The organism is Nostoc sp. CALU 1950 (assembly GCF_051172895.1).
In the GTDB taxonomy this organism is placed as follows: domain Bacteria; phylum Cyanobacteriota; class Cyanobacteriia; order Cyanobacteriales; family Nostocaceae; genus Nostoc; species Nostoc edaphicum_A.
In genome coordinates this window covers 1-17,294 of sequence record NZ_JBDNJQ010000172.1, presented here as the reverse complement: position 1 = coordinate 17,294, position 17,294 = coordinate 1, and the positions used below count along the sequence as shown (strand labels likewise).

The following is a 17,294-nucleotide window of genomic DNA, read 5'->3' as shown; positions in this document are numbered from 1 at the left end:
GTGCAATTTATCTGGCTGCTTCTGTCATTTGGCTCAATTGATGACACGCCCTAAACCCAAAAGCCATTTTGTGATGTTTTTCATAATGCTTCCCAATACCTTAAGCTAATCTGTACTTTCTATTCACTTATAGGTATCAGCATCGCTGTTTATGCAGCTATTAAAGTATAAAGTTTGGCATAAGAATTTTCGTCCATTTTCTAGCCGGGAGTATCAGCCTTTAGTGGCTGATATCCCAGTAACTTATGCTAGTTTCTAAAGTTGGTGTGTGGCTAGAAAAGCTTCCACTTCAGCAGCAGTAGGTTGAGAAGCGATCGCACCTGCTTTAATAGTAGTCAGCGCTCCAACAGCACTGGCATAAGTGACAATGCGTTTTGCTGTTTCTGCATCCTGCAAGCCGTGGATACCATTCTGACTTAGTTGGTGGATAAATCCTGCCAAAAAACTATCCCCTGCACCAGTTGTATCAACTACAGGGATGGAAAATGAAGGTAATTTTCCTTCGTTTTCACCTAAACAGTAAGTGCAACCGTTTTCTCCATCTGTTACTAGTACCCCTTCAATTGAAGCCAGACGGTAAGTGATGGCTCCGGGATCTGCGGTTTCAAATAGCCATTCAGCTTCTTCTTTGGAGAGTTTGAGGAAATCAACTCGGTTAAATAATTCTGGAATTTTTTGATGGGCGATGTTTGGCTCTTTCCAAAATACAGGACGCCAGTTGACATCCAGCACAATCTTCAAGTCGTAATGTTCTGCTAACTCTAGAGCGCGGTGAATTGCCTTTTCACTTTCAGGATAGGCTAATTCCAAAGTACCCAAAACCAGAAAATCTGCTTCTTGAAACAGCGAATCTGACAATTGTTTAGCTTGCAGGCGAGTATCGGCAAATTCTGCGGTATCGTACTGACCAAATCCGGCGAAAGTGCGATCGCCAGCCAGATCCCGTGTAACATAAACTTGCCGCGTTGGTGCTGTGGGATGGCGTTGTATCCCCGTCGTCTCTACACCTACATCTTGTAATAGCTTGACCAGTGCATTCCCTGGTTCATCTTCACCAACGGCTCCGATAAATCCTGCTGGCGTCCCCAGCTTGACTAAAGCACAGGCTACATTAGCTGGTGCCCCTCCTGGATAGGGAGTCCAAGATTTCACTTCTTCTAGCTTTAGCCCTAATTGATCGGCTAAACAATCAAACAAAATTTCACCAAGGCACAAAACACGGGGATTGCTCATCTCATTTTCAATTTTAGATTTCGATTTGGGATTAGGAATTTACAGTATAAAATCTACAATAGTTTTTGCTAATCTGTCGCCAGTCCTTCATAGAATTAAATAGCAATTTTTACTACTCCCATAGCATGTATATGCTTCTAATTCTCGCTTCTCTGAGCTAAGTGCTGAGAAAAGATTCTTGCGATAATAAGCTATATTTATTACTTTTGAAATTGCGTAGGTTATATTTATGTCAACTTGAAATCCAAAGAAAATATTGACAATCGTATTACTGCTAACACTTGAAACCCCTACCAACAAAAGAATCTTCTAGAATTAGAAAGAGCGATTAAGTACATATACCAAGGGAGGATAGAAATAGTCATGGCTGGTGGCAAGTCTGAGACCCCCGTTAGTCTGTCAGACAGAGAACTGCAAATTATCGACTTAGTAGCCGCTGGCTTAACTAACCAAGAGATTGCAGGAAAACTGGAGATTAGCAAGCGTACAGTTGATAACCATATCAGTAATATTCTCACCAAGACCGAGACAGAAAATCGAGTAGCCCTTGTCCGCTGGGCTTTACAGTGGGGCAAAGTCTGTTTGAATGATGTCAATTGCTGTACTCTACCTAACCAGATCGAATAAACAATTTACTAGTAGCAACGTAATTGCTTTGGTCTGGTATGATGCAAGCCCATTTTGAGTTTTACTGATTTTTCCCCTCTCACGACTAAGTTTTCAGTGTGAACACTCTACCAAAAGTTCCGAGTCCTTCACTCAGCCGGAGTTTATGTTAGTGGAGCCAGCTGACCCTCGGACTCGGAAATTATAAAGATCAGAATTACTTTCCAAATTCAGCAGAACAGATTGTAGGACTGGGGACTGGGGACTGGGGACTGGGGACTGGGAACTTGGGAGAACCATCTACAATAATTCCCAATGCCCAATGCCCAATTCCCAATGCCCAAACAAACAATCATCTAGAAAAATTAGCAACAATTCAGTGATGCAAGCGTTACATTTGAAAGAAATCTATGTTGCCCCATCGGCTTTGGGAGTAGTGTTCCAATGAATACTTCCGCTTATTTTCAGGGTAGCTCGTCTCCCTTTGAATTTTTTAACTTTGATTTTACGATACCTGTATCTGAGAAAGTTCCGAGTATTGAAGACCAATTTTCAGACTTTCCGCAACCCACACAAGATACCGACTTACTCAGACAGCTATCGTTTATTCCAGGGTTGAAGGAAATTTTGACGCTGCGGCAGGTTCACGCCTTAGAACACGCTACCGTTTGGGTTCTGAGCGAATCAAAAAGTGCCTATCCTGGCAGAGCAGAATCCACTAAGGTTCAACTAGATAATGAACTATTAGGCGGTTTGTCTACTGAGCAGGGATTCTACCTCTATGGTGAGGTAAATATTAGTGATTTGCGGCGTGCGGTCACACTTGCTCGATATCGCATCACCAGTGGAGAATGGGATTTGGCTGTACATCCCCGTTGTGGCACAAATTTATCAGTAGCAATGCTCTTAACAGCTGGACTAGCTGTGGGTGTGCATCTGTTGCTACCATTTCGCCCAATTGAGCAACTTATAGGTTTGGGGTTAGCAGCAACCACAGCTGCTGAACTCGCACCTGATTTAGGTTCTATGGCACAGCGTTACCTAACAACTGCTATTCCTTTTAACCTAGCAATTGAAAATATTACTCGTACACGGGATGTTTGGGGGCGTGAGGCACATTTTGTTAAAGTGGGCTGGCAAGAGTAGGGATGAGGAAGATGAGGGGGATGAGGGAGATGAAGAAGATATTGCTTCCCCATCTCCCCCTGCTCCCCCATCTCCCTACTCCCCATTCCCCACTCCCCTAAAAAAATTATGAGAAAACTTTACTTCTTACTCCCTGGTACAGATGACAAATTTGCCTGTGGTGGTCTTTGGGCTGAGTTAAAAGCACTTAATCTGGCTCAGAATTTCTGTAGTGCTGATGTTGTAACTTACCGTCAACGGGAAAAAGGTAAGCTTTTCATTGATGATTTGCTAAAAGAGAAAAATTTAAATGATGTAATTTTTGTGATCAGTTGGGGATTTGATATAGCTCAACTCGTGGCTAAACTTAAGCAATACAATGTCGTTTACCACGCACATAGTGCAGGTTATCCATTTAGGCTACCTGCGAGTATTCCGATCATGACTGTTAGCCGCTATACAATGGGATATTGGGGAGAAAAATCACCAAATTCTCTAATTTATTATTTGCCAAATCAAATTTCTGATGAGTTTCAAAATTTAGGTCTGGAACGGGATATTGATGTTTTAGTTCAGGCTCGGAAGTCTTCTGAGTATTTAATTAAAGAATTGATTCCAGCGTTGCAAAAACGTTGTAAAGTATTGGTTGTTGATTCATACATTGAGGATTTACCTGGGCTATTTAACCGAGCTAAGGTTTATCTTTATGATTCTGCTGAGTACTGGGCACAACAGCGTGTTAGTGAAGGATTTGGTCTACAACCAATGGAAGCTCTTGCCTGTGGCTGTCAAGTATTTTCTAGTGTCAATGGTGGACTAGCTGATTACTTAGATCCGGGATTTAATTGCTATAAAATTGCTGGATATTCTCAAGAATATGATGTTAAACGTATTATGAAAGTAATTGAATCTTCAGTAGTATTTAGTTTGTCTGAAGAGTTTTTAGTTGAGCATCGGACTGAAAATATTATTAAGCGTTTCCAAGTTATTGTGGATGAGTTGAATGAGTTTTTTGACCACAAAATCCAGCAGCCATCTAATATTAAGAGTTTGACGAAAACACGTGTGGCAAAATTACTCGCGCAGAAGATATACGGGAAACTGAGGAAGAAATATTTTAAGTAATAGAAACGTAGACGCGTAGCGACTTACCGCAGGCGATCGCAGAGGTGCTGAGAACACAGAGATTAAGAGAGGAAGTTAGATGAATCGGCGGTTATTAGTTACTGGTGGTGCGGGGTTTATTGGGGCGAATTTTGTCCATCATTGGTGTCAGGTTTATCCAGACGATCGCGTGGTGGTGTTAGATGCTCTTACCTACGCGGGGAATCGTCTGAATTTGGCGCTGGTTGAGGGTAGAGAGAATTTTCGGTTTGTTCAGGGGGATATTTGCGATCGCACCATCATAGACGAGCTATTATTAACCGAAAATATTGATACCATCGCCCATTTTGCCGCTGAATCTCATGTCGATCGTTCAATTCTTGGGCCAGCTGCTTTTGTGCAAACTAATGTGGTGGGAACTTTCACGCTGCTGGAAGCTTTTCGGCAACATTGGCAGGCGAAAGCACAACCATCTGATTATCGTTTCCTACACGTTTCTACTGATGAAGTGTACGGTAGTTTGGGCGCAGATGACCCAGCTTTTTGTGAAACTACACCCTACGCTCCCAATAGTCCCTATTCAGCTTCAAAAGCGGGTAGCGATCATTTAGTGCGTGCTTATTATCATACTTATCAACTTCCAAGCATTATCACAAATTGCTCTAATAATTACGGCCCTTATCAGTTTCCCGAAAAGCTAATTCCCCTGATGTGCATCAACACTTTGATCGGGAAACCATTACCTGTTTATGGCGATGGTAAAAATGTGCGGGATTGGCTTTATGTGGGCGATCATTGTCTGGCTCTGGATGTGGTGATTAATCATGGTGAACCAGGAGAAACATACAATATTGGTGGCAATAATGAGGTGGAAAATATCAACCTCGTCCAACTTTTGTGTCAGATGATGGATGAATTAGCATCTGATTTACCAATATATCCAGTCAAGCAGTTAATTACTTTTGTCAAAGACAGACAAGGACATGATCGGAGATATGCAATTAATGCAAACAAAATTAAAACTCAGCTTGGTTGGACGCCTTCTGTAACGATTGCTGAGGGTTTACGTTTAACTGTTGAATGGTATCTCAACCATCGTGATTGGTGGGAACCGCTGCTGTCTGCGGAATATCAAGCTTACTATCGCAAAAATTATTCTGTAAAATAATGACCTAAAATCGGACTAACTCCATTAGGTATCAACAATTGGTAGGTTTACAGGTATCGATCGCTGCTTTTCGCAATTGTACAGGTAATTGAATAATTAATTTATTTGGGATACAGAGCCACCTAATTTTAATTATGCAAAAAACAAAACACGCAGTAACAGTATTCAAGCAAGAGCATTTATGCGTGGGGTATAATTGCGAATTGGTTTGACTGTTACTCTCCGGCTGGAGGCATGATTTTTTGCAGCGTCAGGCAATATCCCAGCGCCTTCATAATTGAATTGACGTTTTCAAGGCGCGGGTTGCCATTACTGGATAAGGCTTTTTGCAATCCCCGGCGTGTCATCCCTGTTTGCTCGGCTATCTCACTAATTCCTCGTACACGAGCAACAACGCGCCGGAATCATTGTCTTCTGAATATTCCTGAAATATCTCGGTCAAATAATCGTCGATTTCTTCCGGGTGTTTGCGGAAGTACTCTTCTTCAAATTCATCAAGTGTTCTAAATTTTCTCACCGCTTAGGTACTCCTTCCAGTAAGCTTTTGCATCTTCGATGTCTTGATTCTGTGTACTTTTGTCGCCTCCACACAGTACGACAACAATATTTTCTGCTTTCAAAAAATCATCAGGCTCCCACAGTTTCTCCAGATAATGACTATCCTTGAATAGTAAGGGAATCAGAGTAAATTGCCAGCAGGTGTAAGATGCTGCAACCAGAACAGATATTACAAGACCGTTATCAAATTCAACGCCAACTTGGTAACAATGGAATTCGTCAAACTTGGCTAGCATTGGATTTACAAGCCTCTGATGGCGATAATTCCACTGTTGTGGTCAAACTTTTGGCCTTTGGCGGTACTGTGCAGTGGGATGATTTGAAACTTTTTGAGAGGGAAGCACAAATTCTCAAACAGCTAAATCATCCCCGAATTCCCCAGTATATTGATTATTTTTGTATCGACGATCGCACACTCTGGTTTGCCTTAATACAAGAATATATCCCTGGTGAATCACTCAAGGATAAACTTGCTGTTGGCAAAAGGTTTACTGAAAAGCGAGCGAGAAAAATTGCTGTTGAGGTTTTAAATATTCTCATTTATCTACATGAGTTGAATCCAGGGGTGTTGCATAGAGATATTAAACCAAGTAATTTAATCTGGGGCGACGATAATCGGGTTTATTTAGTTGATTTTGGCGCAGTTCAGGATAAAGCGGCAAGAGAGGGTGTTACTTTTACCGTTGTGGGTACTTATGGTTATGCCCCAATGGAACAATTTGGTGGTCGGGCGGTTGCGGCTTCAGACCTCTATGCACTGGGAGCGACTTTAATTCATTTGTTAACTGGGACTTCCCCCTCTGATTTACCCCAGCAGGATTTGCGACTGCAATTTACAGACCGAGTTAATCTCAGTCCCAGTTTTGTCAGTTGGCTACAAAAGTTGATAGAACCCGCTCCCGAACAACGATTTACTAGTGCCCGCGAAGCGCTGAATGTTCTTAAATCTGGTCTGGCTGTCAAATTTGCAAACAAGAATCAACTTTTGCCGCTAAAAGAAATAATCAACAATTCTGGATGCGGGATAAATAATCACAATGAAACAGTTCCAGAGGAAATTCTTGGTTGGAATTGGGGGGCATTTTTGATGCCTTGGTTGTGGATGTGGCCTAATCAAGTGTGGTATGGGCTATTCTGTTTTGTACCGCATGGTTGGTGGTTAATGGCGATCGCACTCGGTGCTAAAGGCAATGAATGGGCCTGGAAAAGTAGACCGTGGCGTAGTATTGAACAATTCAAAGCGCATCAGAGAGGCTGGGCGATCGCTGGTATTCTCCTGGGAGCGCCTATTAGTATTATGTTGTGGATTCGAGCGATCGTTTTGCTCAAATCTGCACTGTAAGGCAGTCTTTTGGGTGAATTTCAAGCGGGTTTTTTAGGCAGATAATTATAAGGGTTGAACAAATGGTTCAAATTCTTCAAGGAAAAGATATCACCCTAGCCCAACTGATTGATGAATTTGGTCTACAACTTGCAGACGACGAAGATTTTTTTTCAGAATGGCAGCATGATTTACCTGAGTTGAGTGATTTAGAAAAGGAATCTCTCAACGAAGTCAAAGCAGAATATTTGCATCTATCGAAATATCCTGTTTTGGAACCTGTAGTCAAAATGGTGGTGCTATCTCCACTATTGCGTCTAGCAGGTTTTTATCAACCGCCTTTCTACATTGCCTCAGAACAAGAGGTAAAAATCTCTTCTGAAGACGAAGGCACGATTATCAGAGGACGTATTGACATCTTGGTGTTCCATCCTCCATTTTGGGTTCTCGTTATTGAAGCAAAACGAGCAGATTATTCTTTGGAGGTAGGAATTCCTCAAGCATTAGCTTATATGTTGGCTAATCCTGGTAATGATAAACCTACATTCGGTTTTGTAATCAATGGTCGGGAATTTCAATTTATTAAGTTGACGAAACAGGGTACACCTAGATATGCACTATCTTACACACTGTCACTAAATCGTGGGGATGATCTACATACTGTTGTTAAAGTGTTAAAACGCATAGCTCATTTAATTCGTAATTCGTAATGGGCTACGCCCCGCTACGCTAACGTAATTCGTAATTTTGTAAGTGCGTTATGCCCTTGGCTAACGCACTATCCCAATACTTTAGTTACTTTACGCGTAGGCGTAGCCCGTCGTAGACATCGCTATAAAACATATCCCTCTCCGACTCGGAGAGGGACAGACTTGAACTAAAGTTCAAGGCAGGGAGAGGTTCGTCGAACTCACGTGAAGTTGACTACCCCACCAACTCTATTTCTAACTACTAACTTGCGATTCAACTACACCCACGGGACAAGAAACATTTGTCCCTCCCAAACCACAATACCCATTGGGATTTTTAGCCAAGTATTGCTGATGGTAAGCTTCAGCGTAGTAGAATTCAGGTGCATCCAAGATTTCTGTGGTTATTTTGCCATAACCTGCATCGTTGAGGGCTTGCTGATAAGCTTCCCGCGATGCTTCTGCTAGCTGCTTTTGATTTTCGGAATATACATAAATTCCCGAACGGTATTGAGTGCCAGTATCATTACCTTGGCGCATCCCTTGGGTGGGATTGTGGCTTTCCCAAAAGACTTTTAGCAGTTCGGCATAATTAATCACTTTGGGATCAAACACAACCAACACCACTTCATTGTGACCGGTTCGCCCACTACATACCTCTTCATAAGTGGGGTTGGGTGTTAAACCAGCAGCGTAACCAACTGCGGTGGTGTAAACTCCTTTAAGTTGCCAGAATTTGCGTTCTGCACCCCAAAAACAGCCCAAACCAAAGATTGCCTTCTCTAATCCATCGGGAAAAGGAGGTTTTAAGGGATTCTTGTTGACATAATGAGCTGTGGGTACTGACATAGATTGTGCCCTTCCTGACAAAGCTTCCTCTGGTGTGGGCATAACTGCCTTTTTGCCGAATCCGAATAATCCCATTGATTTTGACTCTGATATATATCTTTACCTTATTTACTATTGTAAAGATTCTCGCGATCGCTTGGGGTCTTCTTAGAGTCCTGACTAGACTGTGTTGACCTTGTGGCGCTAGTTCATGCTATTCATCGTTATGAATACTTTTCAAGGGTAAATAGTCGTCAAAAGTACTCATGGATAAAATACCGAAAATTGACCGCCAAAGGGAGCATCAAGCGAACGAACGTACCTTTCTGGCTTGGCTACGCACTTCTATTGCATTGATTGGGTTTGGTTTTGCGATCGCGCGATTTGGTATATTTCTGCGCCAGTTGAATATTACTCTTACTCAACAAGAACCTCCGGTAAGTCCATTATCTAACTCGGAAAATTTGGGTGTTGCTTTGGTAATTTTTGGAATTTCGACTATTGCCTTAGCTGCGTGGCGATACAACCAAGTTTTCTGGCAAATTGAAGGAGGCAACTATAGACCAAATCGGTTAATGGTTTGGATCATGACTGGATCTGTAATTATTTTGGGATTTTTCTGTATTCCTTTGCTTCTATGGCGCGATAAAGTACCTTCTCGTTCTCCGCTTCCCATTCAACCACAGTCCCGAAATTCGCGTTAAAAACAGCGGAGTCAGAATTCAGGAGTCAGAATACACTTTTAGACGAATCGCATTTTTTTGTAACTTTTTTGCAGATCCTCAATCAATCTTAGGGTAGGCATAGCCCAACCCAGGTATTGCTGTATCCCGTATTTCTCAAAAGCTTCAGGCGTTTGATGGAGCAGAGGGGCAGAGGGGCAGAGGGGCAGAGGGGCAGAGGGGAAAGAACTTGGTATTTGAACTCTCCCCTGCACCCCTGCTCCCCTGCTCCCCTGCACAAGCTTTGAGAGGTGTGGTGAGAAATCCGGGTGTATGTCTGCCCAATTTATCGCACTTCATATCTAGCAAGCTTTTAGGCTTTTTGTCATCATCGCTTTCACCTTGAGCTGAATCGTCATACACTGATTTTGAACTAATGAAAGCGGTTGCCCTCAAAGAAACGATGAGCGAAAGTAAGATATCAGAGATATTAGAAACCTTCGAGGCAGACTTGCTGTCGGAATGGACTCAGGAACTAGCCACTGTCAATATTCGCAGAGGCTTGATTAAAGAAGCCCATCTAAAGGAGGAGTGCCGAGAATTCCTGAGTCTGTTTCGGATTGCCGTTGGGCGGGGCAACTTTACCAATATTCAGACAGCGGAGTGGCAAGAGATGCGGGAGATGCTCAACAGCATTTCTCGATCGCGATCGCAAAATGGCTTCACACCTTCAGAAACGGCTACATTCGTCTTTTCGTTCAAGCAACCCCTCTTCAAGCGAATGCGTCAGCAATTGCAAGACCCCATTGAGTTGGGTGAAAATATCTGGTTAGCCACAAACTTACTGGATCAGTTAGGATTGCTGACCATTGAAGTCTATCAAAAGGCGCGGGAAGAGGTGATTTTGCGGCAGCAGGAAGAGTTGATGGAGCTGTCTACCCCCGTCGTTAAACTCTGGGAGGGAATTTTAGCATTGCCGATTATCGGCACCTTGGATAGTGCCCGGACTCAAATGATGATGGAATCGTTATTGCAAAAGATTATCGAAACCAGTTCCGAAGTTGCCATCATTGATATTACCGGGGTTCCCACTGTCGATACCCTAACTGCTCAACATCTGCTCAAGACTGTTACCGCCGCCCGTCTCATGGGAGCTGATTGTATGATCAGTGGCATTCGTCCTCAAATTGCCCAAACGATCGTCTATCTTGGCATTGATTTGACAAATGTAGTCACAAAAGCAACCTTAGCCGATGCCTTTCTGACGGCGCTAAAACGGTTGGGAACGACCATTTCCCGCTCTCAATCCAAATAGCTGGAAGAAAGCAATGGAACGCATTCCTATACTCAAAATGGGCAATTTTCTACTTGTGACAATCCAGGTAGATATGCACGATCGCCTCGCCACAACGCTACAAGACGACCTAACCAACTGCATCACTCAAACTCACTCTCACGGTGTCCTGATTGATATTTCTGGATTAGATATTGTTGATTCCTTCATTGGTAGGATTTTAGGCAACATTGCCAAAATATCACGGGTGCTGGATGCTGAGACAGTTGTCGTCGGGATGCAGCCTGCCGTGGCAATCACTCTAGTGGAATTGGGGATGTCGCTGACGGGGATTCGCACTGCCCTAAACGTCGAAAAGGGTATGGCATTGTTGCGATCGTCACTCAATGAAACCACAAATCAAATCACTGCCAAGAAATGGCGTGTAGATGATGATGCAGAAGACTGAAACTATCGACATTCAATCTTCTACAGATGTAGTTTTAGTTCGGCAGGCCGTGCGCCAGATGGCCGTGGAAATTGGCTTTGGCTTAGTAGATCAAACTAAAATTATCACCGCCGCCAGTGAGTTAGCCCGCAATACCCTAGACTACGGAGGGGGCGGCACAGTCAAGCTAGAAACCCTTCAGGAAGGGCGACGACGAGGACTCCGGCTAACCTTTGAAGATCGGGGGCCGGGAATTTCCGATATCGAACTGGCGCTCAAGGATGGGTTCACCACGGGCAGCGGGTTAGGTATGGGGCTGGGTGGTGCTAAACGACTTGCCAACGAGTTTGAAATTCAGTCTGTGGTGGGAGAAGGAACACGGATAATAATTGTACGATGGAAATAAAATGAGAGAATCTGTCGCTGTCACAATTACTGAATCTAGCCAAACTGGGGAAGCCAGACGGGTAGCGATGGGTTTAGCAACTCGGCTCGGTTTTCAGGAAACAGAACGGGGCAAGGTTGGGATTGTGGTGACAGAAATTGCGAACAATCTGGTGCAGCACGCCCACGGCGGAGTCATGTTGCTGCGATCGCTCAAGGAAGATTCCAGAATTGGCATTGAAATCTTATCGCTAGATAAAGGGCGGGGAATGGTTGATGTGGATGAGTGTTTGCAAGATGGCTTTTCCACAGCCGGAACCTTGGGCAATGGTATGGGTGCAATTCGTCGCCTTTCTGGTTTATTTGAAATTTACTCTGTTCCCAACCAAGGAACAGCGCTCTTAGCTCACCTCTGGCCAGACCCAGCACCCCATTTGCCTGAAAAGTTTTTAGAAATTGGAGCGATCTGTTTGCCCAAACGAGGAGAAGAGGTTTCAGGAGATGCCTGGGCATCGGAAGTCGATTGTTGCCGTAGTTTGTTGTTAGTAGCTGATGGTTTAGGGCATGGGCCCGCCGCGGCTTCTGCTGCTTCTGCTGCCGTGAGAATGTTTCAAGAACATCTTCATCATTCTCCTGGGGCGATCGTCGAAGCTGCCCACGCCGCCTTGCGAAGTACACGAGGCGCAGCACTCGCCATTGCCGAAATCGACTTTGACCAACAGTCTATCCGCTTTGCTGGAATTGGCAATATTGCTGCCAGCATTTTCTCCTTTACTGAGCATCGCCATCTGTTATCTCACAATGGCACGGTCGGACATGAAATCCGCAAAATTCAAGAGTTTAGCTATCCCTGGTATGCTAACGGAGTTTTAATTATGCATTCTGACGGATTAGGCGCTAAGTGGCAGATGGATCGCTATCCAGGCTTAATTCAAAAACATCCCAGCCTGATTGCAGGTGTGCTATACCGAGACTTTAACCGAGAGCGGGACGATGTGACGGTGTTAGTCGCGAAAGGGATGGGCAGATGACTAAATAATTCGTAATTCGTAATTCGTAATTAAAGGTATAAAGCTTGAAGAAAGTGTAATTCTGAATTGGAGCGAAGCGACTTGACAATCCTTTTGGCGATCGCCATCCAGTACGAACAGGATGTTGTGCAAGCTCGGCAACGAACTCGTGAGATCGCCGAGCAGTTGGGCTTTGATGCTCAAGATCGGGCGCGATTGGCAACGGCAGTTTCCGAAATTGCCCGCAACGCCTTTCAATATGCCCAAGGCGGAACAGTTGAATTTTCTGTGGCAGGAGAGCCGCAGACGTTTCTGATTCGGATTCAAGATCGGGGAGGGGGTATTCCTGATTTAGAAGACGTTTTGGCCGGACGCTATACCTCTGATACGGGAGCGGGGCTAGGTATTGTGGGTACTCGTAGATTGATGGATTTCTTCGAGATTGAATCGCTGCCGGAGCAAGGAACAACGGTAACAATCGGCAAAAGGTTGTCGAAGCGCACACCCACTTTCAGCGATTTGCAATTGCAGCAGATTCGAGAAACCGTAATAGGGCGATCGCCTGAAAATCCCTATCAAGAAATCCAGCAGCAAAACCAGGAATTACTCCGGGCTATGGCAGAGCTGCGGAAGCGTGAGGAAGAACTGAGCCAACTCAATCAGGAATTGGAAGATACTAATCGCGGTGTGGTTGCCCTCTATGCAGAACTGGATGAGAAAGCCAGCTCCCTGCAACAGGTAAACGAGCTAAAAACCCGCTTTCTCTCGAACATGAGCCACGAGTTTCGCACGCCGCTCAACTCGATTTTGTCCCTCTCTCGGATGCTGCTAGCCCGGATGGATGGCGATTTAACTGTCGAGCAAGAAAAGCAGGTGACATTCATCCAAAAGGCGGCAAGCGGATTATCAGAACTGGTCAACGATTTGCTGGATTTGGCAAAGGTGGAAGCTGGAAAAATTGAAGTGCATCCCAGTTCCTTTGAAGTGAGTGAATTGTTTGCCACGCTGCGGGGGATGCTGCGCCCCTTATTAGTTCAAGGCTCCTCCGTGGCGCTGATTGTCGAGGAACCTGAAGGTATTCCGCCGCTCTATACCGATGAGGGGAAAGTCGCTCAAATTCTGAGAAACTTTGTCTCGAATGCGCTGAAATTTACCGAGCAGGGAGAGGTGCGCGTCAGCGCTGTACAAACGGGTCATACCGTCACTTTCTCTGTATCTGATACGGGCATCGGCATTGCTCCCGCCGATCGAGAACGGATTTTTGAGGATTTTATGCAAATTCAGTCCCCTCTGCAAAAGCAGGTGAAGGGAACCGGGTTAGGATTGCCGTTATCGCGGAAGCTAGCGGAGCTAATCGGCGGCAGCATTTCGATGAAAAGTCAGCCGGGTGAAGGCTCTACCTTTACAGCCTTGATTCCCATTGTCTACCCAAATGCCACCGAATTGACCACCGTACTGCAACCAATCGCATCAGTTGAGCCAACTCGCCTGCCCATTCTGGTGGTTGAAGATCATCCAGAAACCCTATTTATTTACGAAAAGCACCTTCAGCAATCAATCTATCAATTGATTGCTACCCGCACCTTAGCTCAGGCAAGGCTTGCCTTACAAAAACTTCGACCGGCGGCGATTATGCTAGATATTTTGCTGGAGGGGCAAAACGGCTGGACGTTCTTGCGAGAAATTAAAGGGGATGAAATGACCCGTAATATCCCTGTACTGGTTATTACCATCATTGATAACGAGAAGCAAGCACTGGCACTAGGAGCAGATGGTTTTCTAATTAAGCCGGTAGACAGATTGCCGCTGTTAAACAAACTGAATACGCTAATTACTGACAACAAGCCTCAAAAAGTCTTGTTAATTGACGATGACTCCGCCTATCGGTATCTGGTGAAACAATTGTTAATAAATACACCTTTGAGCATTTTAGAAGCCACGAACGGACAGGAAGGATTAAATTTGGCACAACAAGAGCAGCCAAACGCGATCGTACTGGACTTGGAGATGCCAGAACTCGGCGGGTTTGATGTACTCAAGCAACTTAAAAACAATTCCGTCACTCAGTTGATTCCTGTGATTATTCACTCATCTGCCCAACTAGATGCAGAAGCGCAGAGCCAGTTAGCAAAACAAACCATAGCCATTGTTTCTAAAGAAACAGGCTCTCAAACTACGGCGATTGCCCAACTTCAAGATGCGCTCGTCAAAGCCGGACTTGTTCTAGAGGTTTCAGGGAAAAGTCATGTCTGAGCCACGGGTTACGATCCTGCATGTTGACGATAACGAAGCCAATCGTTACGTTGTTATCCGTATTTTGCAAAATGCAGGTTTTAGTGTCGTGGAAGCGGCAACCGGAGCGGCAGGATTAGAAGCTGTTGCTAACTTTCAGCCTGACTTAGTAATTTTAGATGTCCAATTACCAGATATCAGCGGCTTTGAAGTCTGTCGCCAAATTAAGGCAAACCCGGAAACGGCTTTTATTCCTGTGCTACATCTTTCTGCAAGTTTTGTCCAAAGCCAGGATAAAGCAGAAGGCTTGGATAGCGGTGCTGATGCCTATTTAGTGCAACCCGTTGAACCAATTGAACTGCTTGCCACTTTGCGATCGCTGCTGCGAATTCGCCGGGCGGAGGAAGCTGCTTTGTCCTCAGCGCGGGAGTGGCAAACTACCTTTGACTCCATGAACGACGGCGTTTCTCTGGTTGACCGAGAAGGGAGAATTATCCGCTGTAATCGAGCGATGATGCAGCTTTTTAACAAGCCCTCCCACGAAATCTTAGGTTATGCCCACCATGAATTGATGGGTGCAAAATTGGGAATCGGCGATGGCATTTGTTTTCGCCGTGCGAAAGAAACTCACCAACGGCAAATTCTAGAATTTCAGTCCCAAGAACGCTGGTTTGCCAAAACCATCGATCCGGTACTTGATGGGGATGGGACTCTCACCGGCGCGGTTTTCATTCTGTCTGATATCACCGAACGTAAACGAGCAGAAGCATTGCTGCAAGAGCAAAACGATCGCCTCAATCAACTGATGATTTCTTTGCAGCAACAGACTGAACAAGCGCAGCAAGCCAACCGCATCAAAGATGAGTTTTTGGCAGTGCTGTCTCATGAATTGCGATCGCCTCTGAATCCAATTCTGGGTTGGGCAAGAATTCTCCAAAAGAGTCACCAGGATGCAGCCAAAACTCAGTACGCCCTGGAAACCATCGAGCGCAACGCCAAACTGCAAGCACAATTAATCGAAGATTTGCTCGATGTGTCGCGTATTCTCCAAGGTAAATTGAGTTTAAACACAGTTCCAGTCGGTCTAAATTTTACTATCAAAGCTGCCCTTGAAACCGTGCGGCTTGCTGCTGAAGCTAAATCTATTCAGATTGAAACTATATTTGAACCGAATGTTGGGCCAGTGTTGGGTGATTCTGGTCGTTTGCAACAAGTTGTTTGGAATCTACTTTCTAACGCGATTAAATTCACCTCACAGGGTGGTCGAGTAGAGGTGCGGTTAGAAAGTATAAAGGATGAAGGTGAAGGGATGAATGAAACTCATCCTGCGGAATATACTCAAATCACTGTCAGCGACACTGGTAGGGGCATCTCTGGTGACTTTCTGCCCTACGTCTTTGACTACTTTCGCCAAGCCGATGGGACAACGACGCGAAAATTTGGCGGGTTGGGGTTAGGGTTAGCGATCGTGCGTCATTTGGTTGAATTGCACGGCGGAACTGTTCACGCAGCCAGTCCTGGAGAAGAGCAAGGAACAGTATTTACAGTCAAACTTCCACTCATCGCTGCATCAAAATTGAATCAAGTTAATACTGCCGATCGCGATCGCTCAGACTTGAATCTCAACGGATTGCAAACGCTGCTTGTAGACGATGACAAAGATTCGCGGGAGTTCATTGCCTTTGTGCTAGAACAGTACGGGGCACAAGTAACTGAAGCAGACTCAGCTGGTGAAGCTCTGAGCAATTTAATGCAAGCAAAATTTGATTTGTTAATTAGTGATATTGGTATGCCCGATATGGATGGCTACACACTAATTCGTCAAATTAGAAAGCAGTCACCCAATCAAGGCGGAGAAATCCCAGCGATCGCCGTGACAGCTTATGCGGGAGAAACCGATCGACAACAAGCCCTAGCTGCCGGATTTCAACAGCATATTTCTAAACCAATTGAGCTAGAAGTATTAATACAGGCTATTTTGACGATAGTAGCGGTTTAGCAACCTGAATTTTGCTTTATCTATTGAAGCTAATCTCTGAAATCATCTTTAGCATTGTTTCTGCGATCGCGGCGTTTAATAAACCTATTTTAAGTAAACGCTCATTCGTAATATAGAACTCATATTTGATTTCTGAAAAAACTCATTACAACCAAGAAGCCTTCTTTCCTGTTGCCTATTGCCTATTGCCTATTCCCTGCCTACGCAAATCAGTTCAGAAATCAAAGCGGATTCCTATAGGTTAACTTACTTCTGCTATAATCCAACATCTAAAAGAGAGTAAGTTAAAACACATTTAATTTGCATATTAAAATTTTCTCAATGTCTTGTGGGATGGGCATCTTGCCATTGGTGTCAAGTTAAGGCAGAAGCCCAAATGTCAAAGGTATGTTCATCGAATTCGGGCAGCCGTTCATCGAATTCGGGCAGTCGTTTATTGAATTCGGGCAGCTGTTTATTGAATTCGGGTAGCCGTTTATTGAATTCGGGCAGCCGTTTATTGAATTCGGGCAGCCGTTTATTGAATTCGGGCAGCCGTTTATTATTTTTGTTCAAAGCCTCTCTCCTAAAAGGAGCTACGGTGTACACACAAGTCTTTAAGAGTTGCACCACAGGCTTTTGATCCCCCCAACCCCCCTTAAAAAGGGGGGCAAA

17 protein-coding genes and 1 pseudogene are annotated in these 17,294 nt (G+C 44.5%); 13 read left to right on the top strand and 5 right to left on the bottom strand.

Annotated elements, in window-relative coordinates:
* Positions 1 to 255: 255 nt before the first annotated feature.
* The gene (locus ABF638_RS31250; protein ID WP_420758425.1) at positions 256 to 1,233 is read right to left on the bottom strand and encodes a carbohydrate kinase family protein; all 978 of its coding nucleotides are present in this window, start codon (positions 1,231 to 1,233) and stop codon (positions 256 to 258) included.
* Between the two features lie 363 nt (positions 1,234 to 1,596).
* Here ABF638_RS31250 and ABF638_RS31245 point away from each other — a divergent pair, with 363 nt between their 5' ends.
* The 4 genes from ABF638_RS31245 (at position 1,597) to rfbB (ending at position 5,236) form a co-directional block, all read left to right on the top strand.
* Complete coding sequence (locus ABF638_RS31245) at positions 1,597 to 1,860, top strand: helix-turn-helix domain-containing protein (RefSeq protein WP_069073632.1); 264 nt, start codon at positions 1,597 to 1,599, stop codon at positions 1,858 to 1,860.
* 423 nt (positions 1,861 to 2,283) lie between these two features.
* Complete coding sequence (locus tag ABF638_RS31240) at positions 2,284 to 2,985, top strand: DUF6391 domain-containing protein (protein WP_435026753.1); 702 nt, start codon at positions 2,284 to 2,286, stop codon at positions 2,983 to 2,985.
* Positions 2,986 to 3,093: 108 nt separating this feature from the next.
* Complete coding sequence (locus ABF638_RS31235) at positions 3,094 to 4,089, top strand: glycosyltransferase (protein WP_435026751.1); 996 nt, start codon at positions 3,094 to 3,096, stop codon at positions 4,087 to 4,089.
* A 79-nt stretch (positions 4,090 to 4,168) separates the two neighbouring features.
* On the top strand, positions 4,169 to 5,236 hold the full coding sequence (rfbB, locus tag ABF638_RS31230) for a dTDP-glucose 4,6-dehydratase (protein ID WP_435026749.1): 1,068 nt from the start codon (positions 4,169 to 4,171) through the stop codon (positions 5,234 to 5,236).
* Positions 5,237 to 5,451: 215 nt separating this feature from the next.
* Here the strand turns inward: rfbB and ABF638_RS31225 are convergent.
* A pseudogene (locus ABF638_RS31225) lies at positions 5,452 to 5,616 on the bottom strand (DNA-binding protein); the annotation flags it as partial.
* Positions 5,617 to 5,942: 326 nt separating this feature from the next.
* On the opposite strand from ABF638_RS31225, the gene ABF638_RS31220 reads away from it, so the two are divergent.
* Both ABF638_RS31220 and ABF638_RS31215 read left to right on the top strand, forming a co-directional pair.
* On the top strand, positions 5,943 to 7,136 hold the full coding sequence (locus tag ABF638_RS31220) for a serine/threonine protein kinase (protein ID WP_435026747.1): 1,194 nt from the start codon (positions 5,943 to 5,945) through the stop codon (positions 7,134 to 7,136).
* A 62-nt stretch (positions 7,137 to 7,198) separates the two neighbouring features.
* Positions 7,199 to 7,825 (top strand): type I restriction endonuclease, encoded by a 627-nt coding sequence (locus ABF638_RS31215; RefSeq protein WP_435026746.1) that lies wholly within the window; start codon positions 7,199 to 7,201, stop codon positions 7,823 to 7,825.
* A 234-nt stretch (positions 7,826 to 8,059) separates the two neighbouring features.
* Here the strand turns inward: ABF638_RS31215 and msrA are convergent, their stop codons facing one another.
* A complete protein-coding gene (gene msrA / locus ABF638_RS31210; protein ID WP_435026745.1) occupies positions 8,060 to 8,728 on the bottom strand; it encodes a peptide-methionine (S)-S-oxide reductase MsrA in 669 nt (222 codons plus the stop codon).
* Between the two features lie 170 nt (positions 8,729 to 8,898).
* On the opposite strand from msrA, the gene ABF638_RS31205 reads away from it, so the two are divergent.
* Entirely contained in the window at positions 8,899 to 9,336 is a 438-nt protein-coding gene (locus ABF638_RS31205; protein WP_435026744.1) for a YidH family protein, read from the top strand.
* A gap of 144 nt (positions 9,337 to 9,480) precedes the next feature.
* Here the strand turns inward: ABF638_RS31205 and ABF638_RS31200 are convergent, their stop codons facing one another.
* Entirely contained in the window at positions 9,481 to 9,717 is a 237-nt protein-coding gene (locus ABF638_RS31200; protein ID WP_435026743.1) for a hypothetical protein, read from the bottom strand.
* Between the two features lie 13 nt (positions 9,718 to 9,730).
* On the opposite strand from ABF638_RS31200, the gene ABF638_RS31195 reads away from it, so the two are divergent.
* The 6 genes from ABF638_RS31195 (at position 9,731) to ABF638_RS31170 (ending at position 16,640) form a co-directional block, all read left to right on the top strand.
* Entirely contained in the window at positions 9,731 to 10,609 is an 879-nt protein-coding gene (locus tag ABF638_RS31195) for an STAS domain-containing protein (RefSeq protein WP_435026742.1), read from the top strand.
* Positions 10,610 to 10,622: 13 nt separating this feature from the next.
* Positions 10,623 to 11,036, top strand: a complete 414-nt coding sequence (locus ABF638_RS31190) for an STAS domain-containing protein (protein WP_435026741.1) — start codon at positions 10,623 to 10,625, stop codon at positions 11,034 to 11,036.
* Complete coding sequence (locus tag ABF638_RS31185; protein WP_435026740.1) at positions 11,017 to 11,421, top strand: anti-sigma regulatory factor; 405 nt, start codon at positions 11,017 to 11,019, stop codon at positions 11,419 to 11,421. The genes ABF638_RS31190 and ABF638_RS31185 overlap by 20 nt, the downstream gene beginning before the upstream one ends.
* A 1-nt stretch (position 11,422) precedes the next feature.
* Entirely contained in the window at positions 11,423 to 12,430 is a 1,008-nt protein-coding gene (locus ABF638_RS31180; RefSeq protein ID WP_435026739.1) for a SpoIIE family protein phosphatase, read from the top strand.
* Between the two features lie 81 nt (positions 12,431 to 12,511).
* Positions 12,512 to 14,662, top strand: a complete 2,151-nt coding sequence (locus ABF638_RS31175; protein ID WP_435026738.1) for an ATP-binding protein — start codon at positions 12,512 to 12,514, stop codon at positions 14,660 to 14,662.
* Entirely contained in the window at positions 14,655 to 16,640 is a 1,986-nt protein-coding gene (locus ABF638_RS31170; RefSeq protein ID WP_435026737.1) for a hybrid sensor histidine kinase/response regulator, read from the top strand. The genes ABF638_RS31175 and ABF638_RS31170 overlap by 8 nt, the downstream gene beginning before the upstream one ends.
* A gap of 354 nt (positions 16,641 to 16,994) precedes the next feature.
* Here ABF638_RS31170 and ABF638_RS31165 read toward each other — a convergent pair.
* A partial coding sequence (locus tag ABF638_RS31165) for a hypothetical protein (RefSeq protein ID WP_435026736.1) occupies positions 16,995 to 17,294 on the bottom strand: 300 nt, incomplete at its 5' end.

Excerpts from the sequence above, each read along its gene's own strand:
- ABF638_RS31250 (WP_420758425.1), bottom strand. The coding sequence starts at position 1,233 with ATGAGCAATCCCCGTGTTTTGTGCCTTGGTGAAATTTTGTTTGATTGT.
- ABF638_RS31245 (WP_069073632.1), top strand. The coding sequence starts at position 1,597 with ATGGCTGGTGGCAAGTCTGAGACCCCCGTTAGTCTGTCAGACAGAGAA.
- ABF638_RS31240 (WP_435026753.1), top strand. The coding sequence starts at position 2,284 with ATGAATACTTCCGCTTATTTTCAGGGTAGCTCGTCTCCCTTTGAATTT.
- ABF638_RS31235 (WP_435026751.1), top strand. The coding sequence starts at position 3,094 with ATGAGAAAACTTTACTTCTTACTCCCTGGTACAGATGACAAATTTGCC.
- rfbB (WP_435026749.1), top strand. The coding sequence starts at position 4,169 with ATGAATCGGCGGTTATTAGTTACTGGTGGTGCGGGGTTTATTGGGGCG.
- ABF638_RS31220 (WP_435026747.1), top strand. The coding sequence starts at position 5,943 with ATGCTGCAACCAGAACAGATATTACAAGACCGTTATCAAATTCAACGC.
- ABF638_RS31215 (WP_435026746.1), top strand. The coding sequence starts at position 7,199 with ATGGTTCAAATTCTTCAAGGAAAAGATATCACCCTAGCCCAACTGATT.
- msrA (WP_435026745.1), bottom strand. The coding sequence starts at position 8,728 with ATGGGATTATTCGGATTCGGCAAAAAGGCAGTTATGCCCACACCAGAG.
- ABF638_RS31205 (WP_435026744.1), top strand. The coding sequence starts at position 8,899 with ATGGATAAAATACCGAAAATTGACCGCCAAAGGGAGCATCAAGCGAAC.
- ABF638_RS31195 (WP_435026742.1), top strand. The coding sequence starts at position 9,731 with ATGAAAGCGGTTGCCCTCAAAGAAACGATGAGCGAAAGTAAGATATCA.
- ABF638_RS31190 (WP_435026741.1), top strand. The coding sequence starts at position 10,623 with ATGGAACGCATTCCTATACTCAAAATGGGCAATTTTCTACTTGTGACA.
- ABF638_RS31185 (WP_435026740.1), top strand. The coding sequence starts at position 11,017 with ATGATGATGCAGAAGACTGAAACTATCGACATTCAATCTTCTACAGAT.
- ABF638_RS31180 (WP_435026739.1), top strand. The coding sequence starts at position 11,423 with ATGAGAGAATCTGTCGCTGTCACAATTACTGAATCTAGCCAAACTGGG.
- ABF638_RS31170 (WP_435026737.1), top strand. The coding sequence starts at position 14,655 with ATGTCTGAGCCACGGGTTACGATCCTGCATGTTGACGATAACGAAGCC.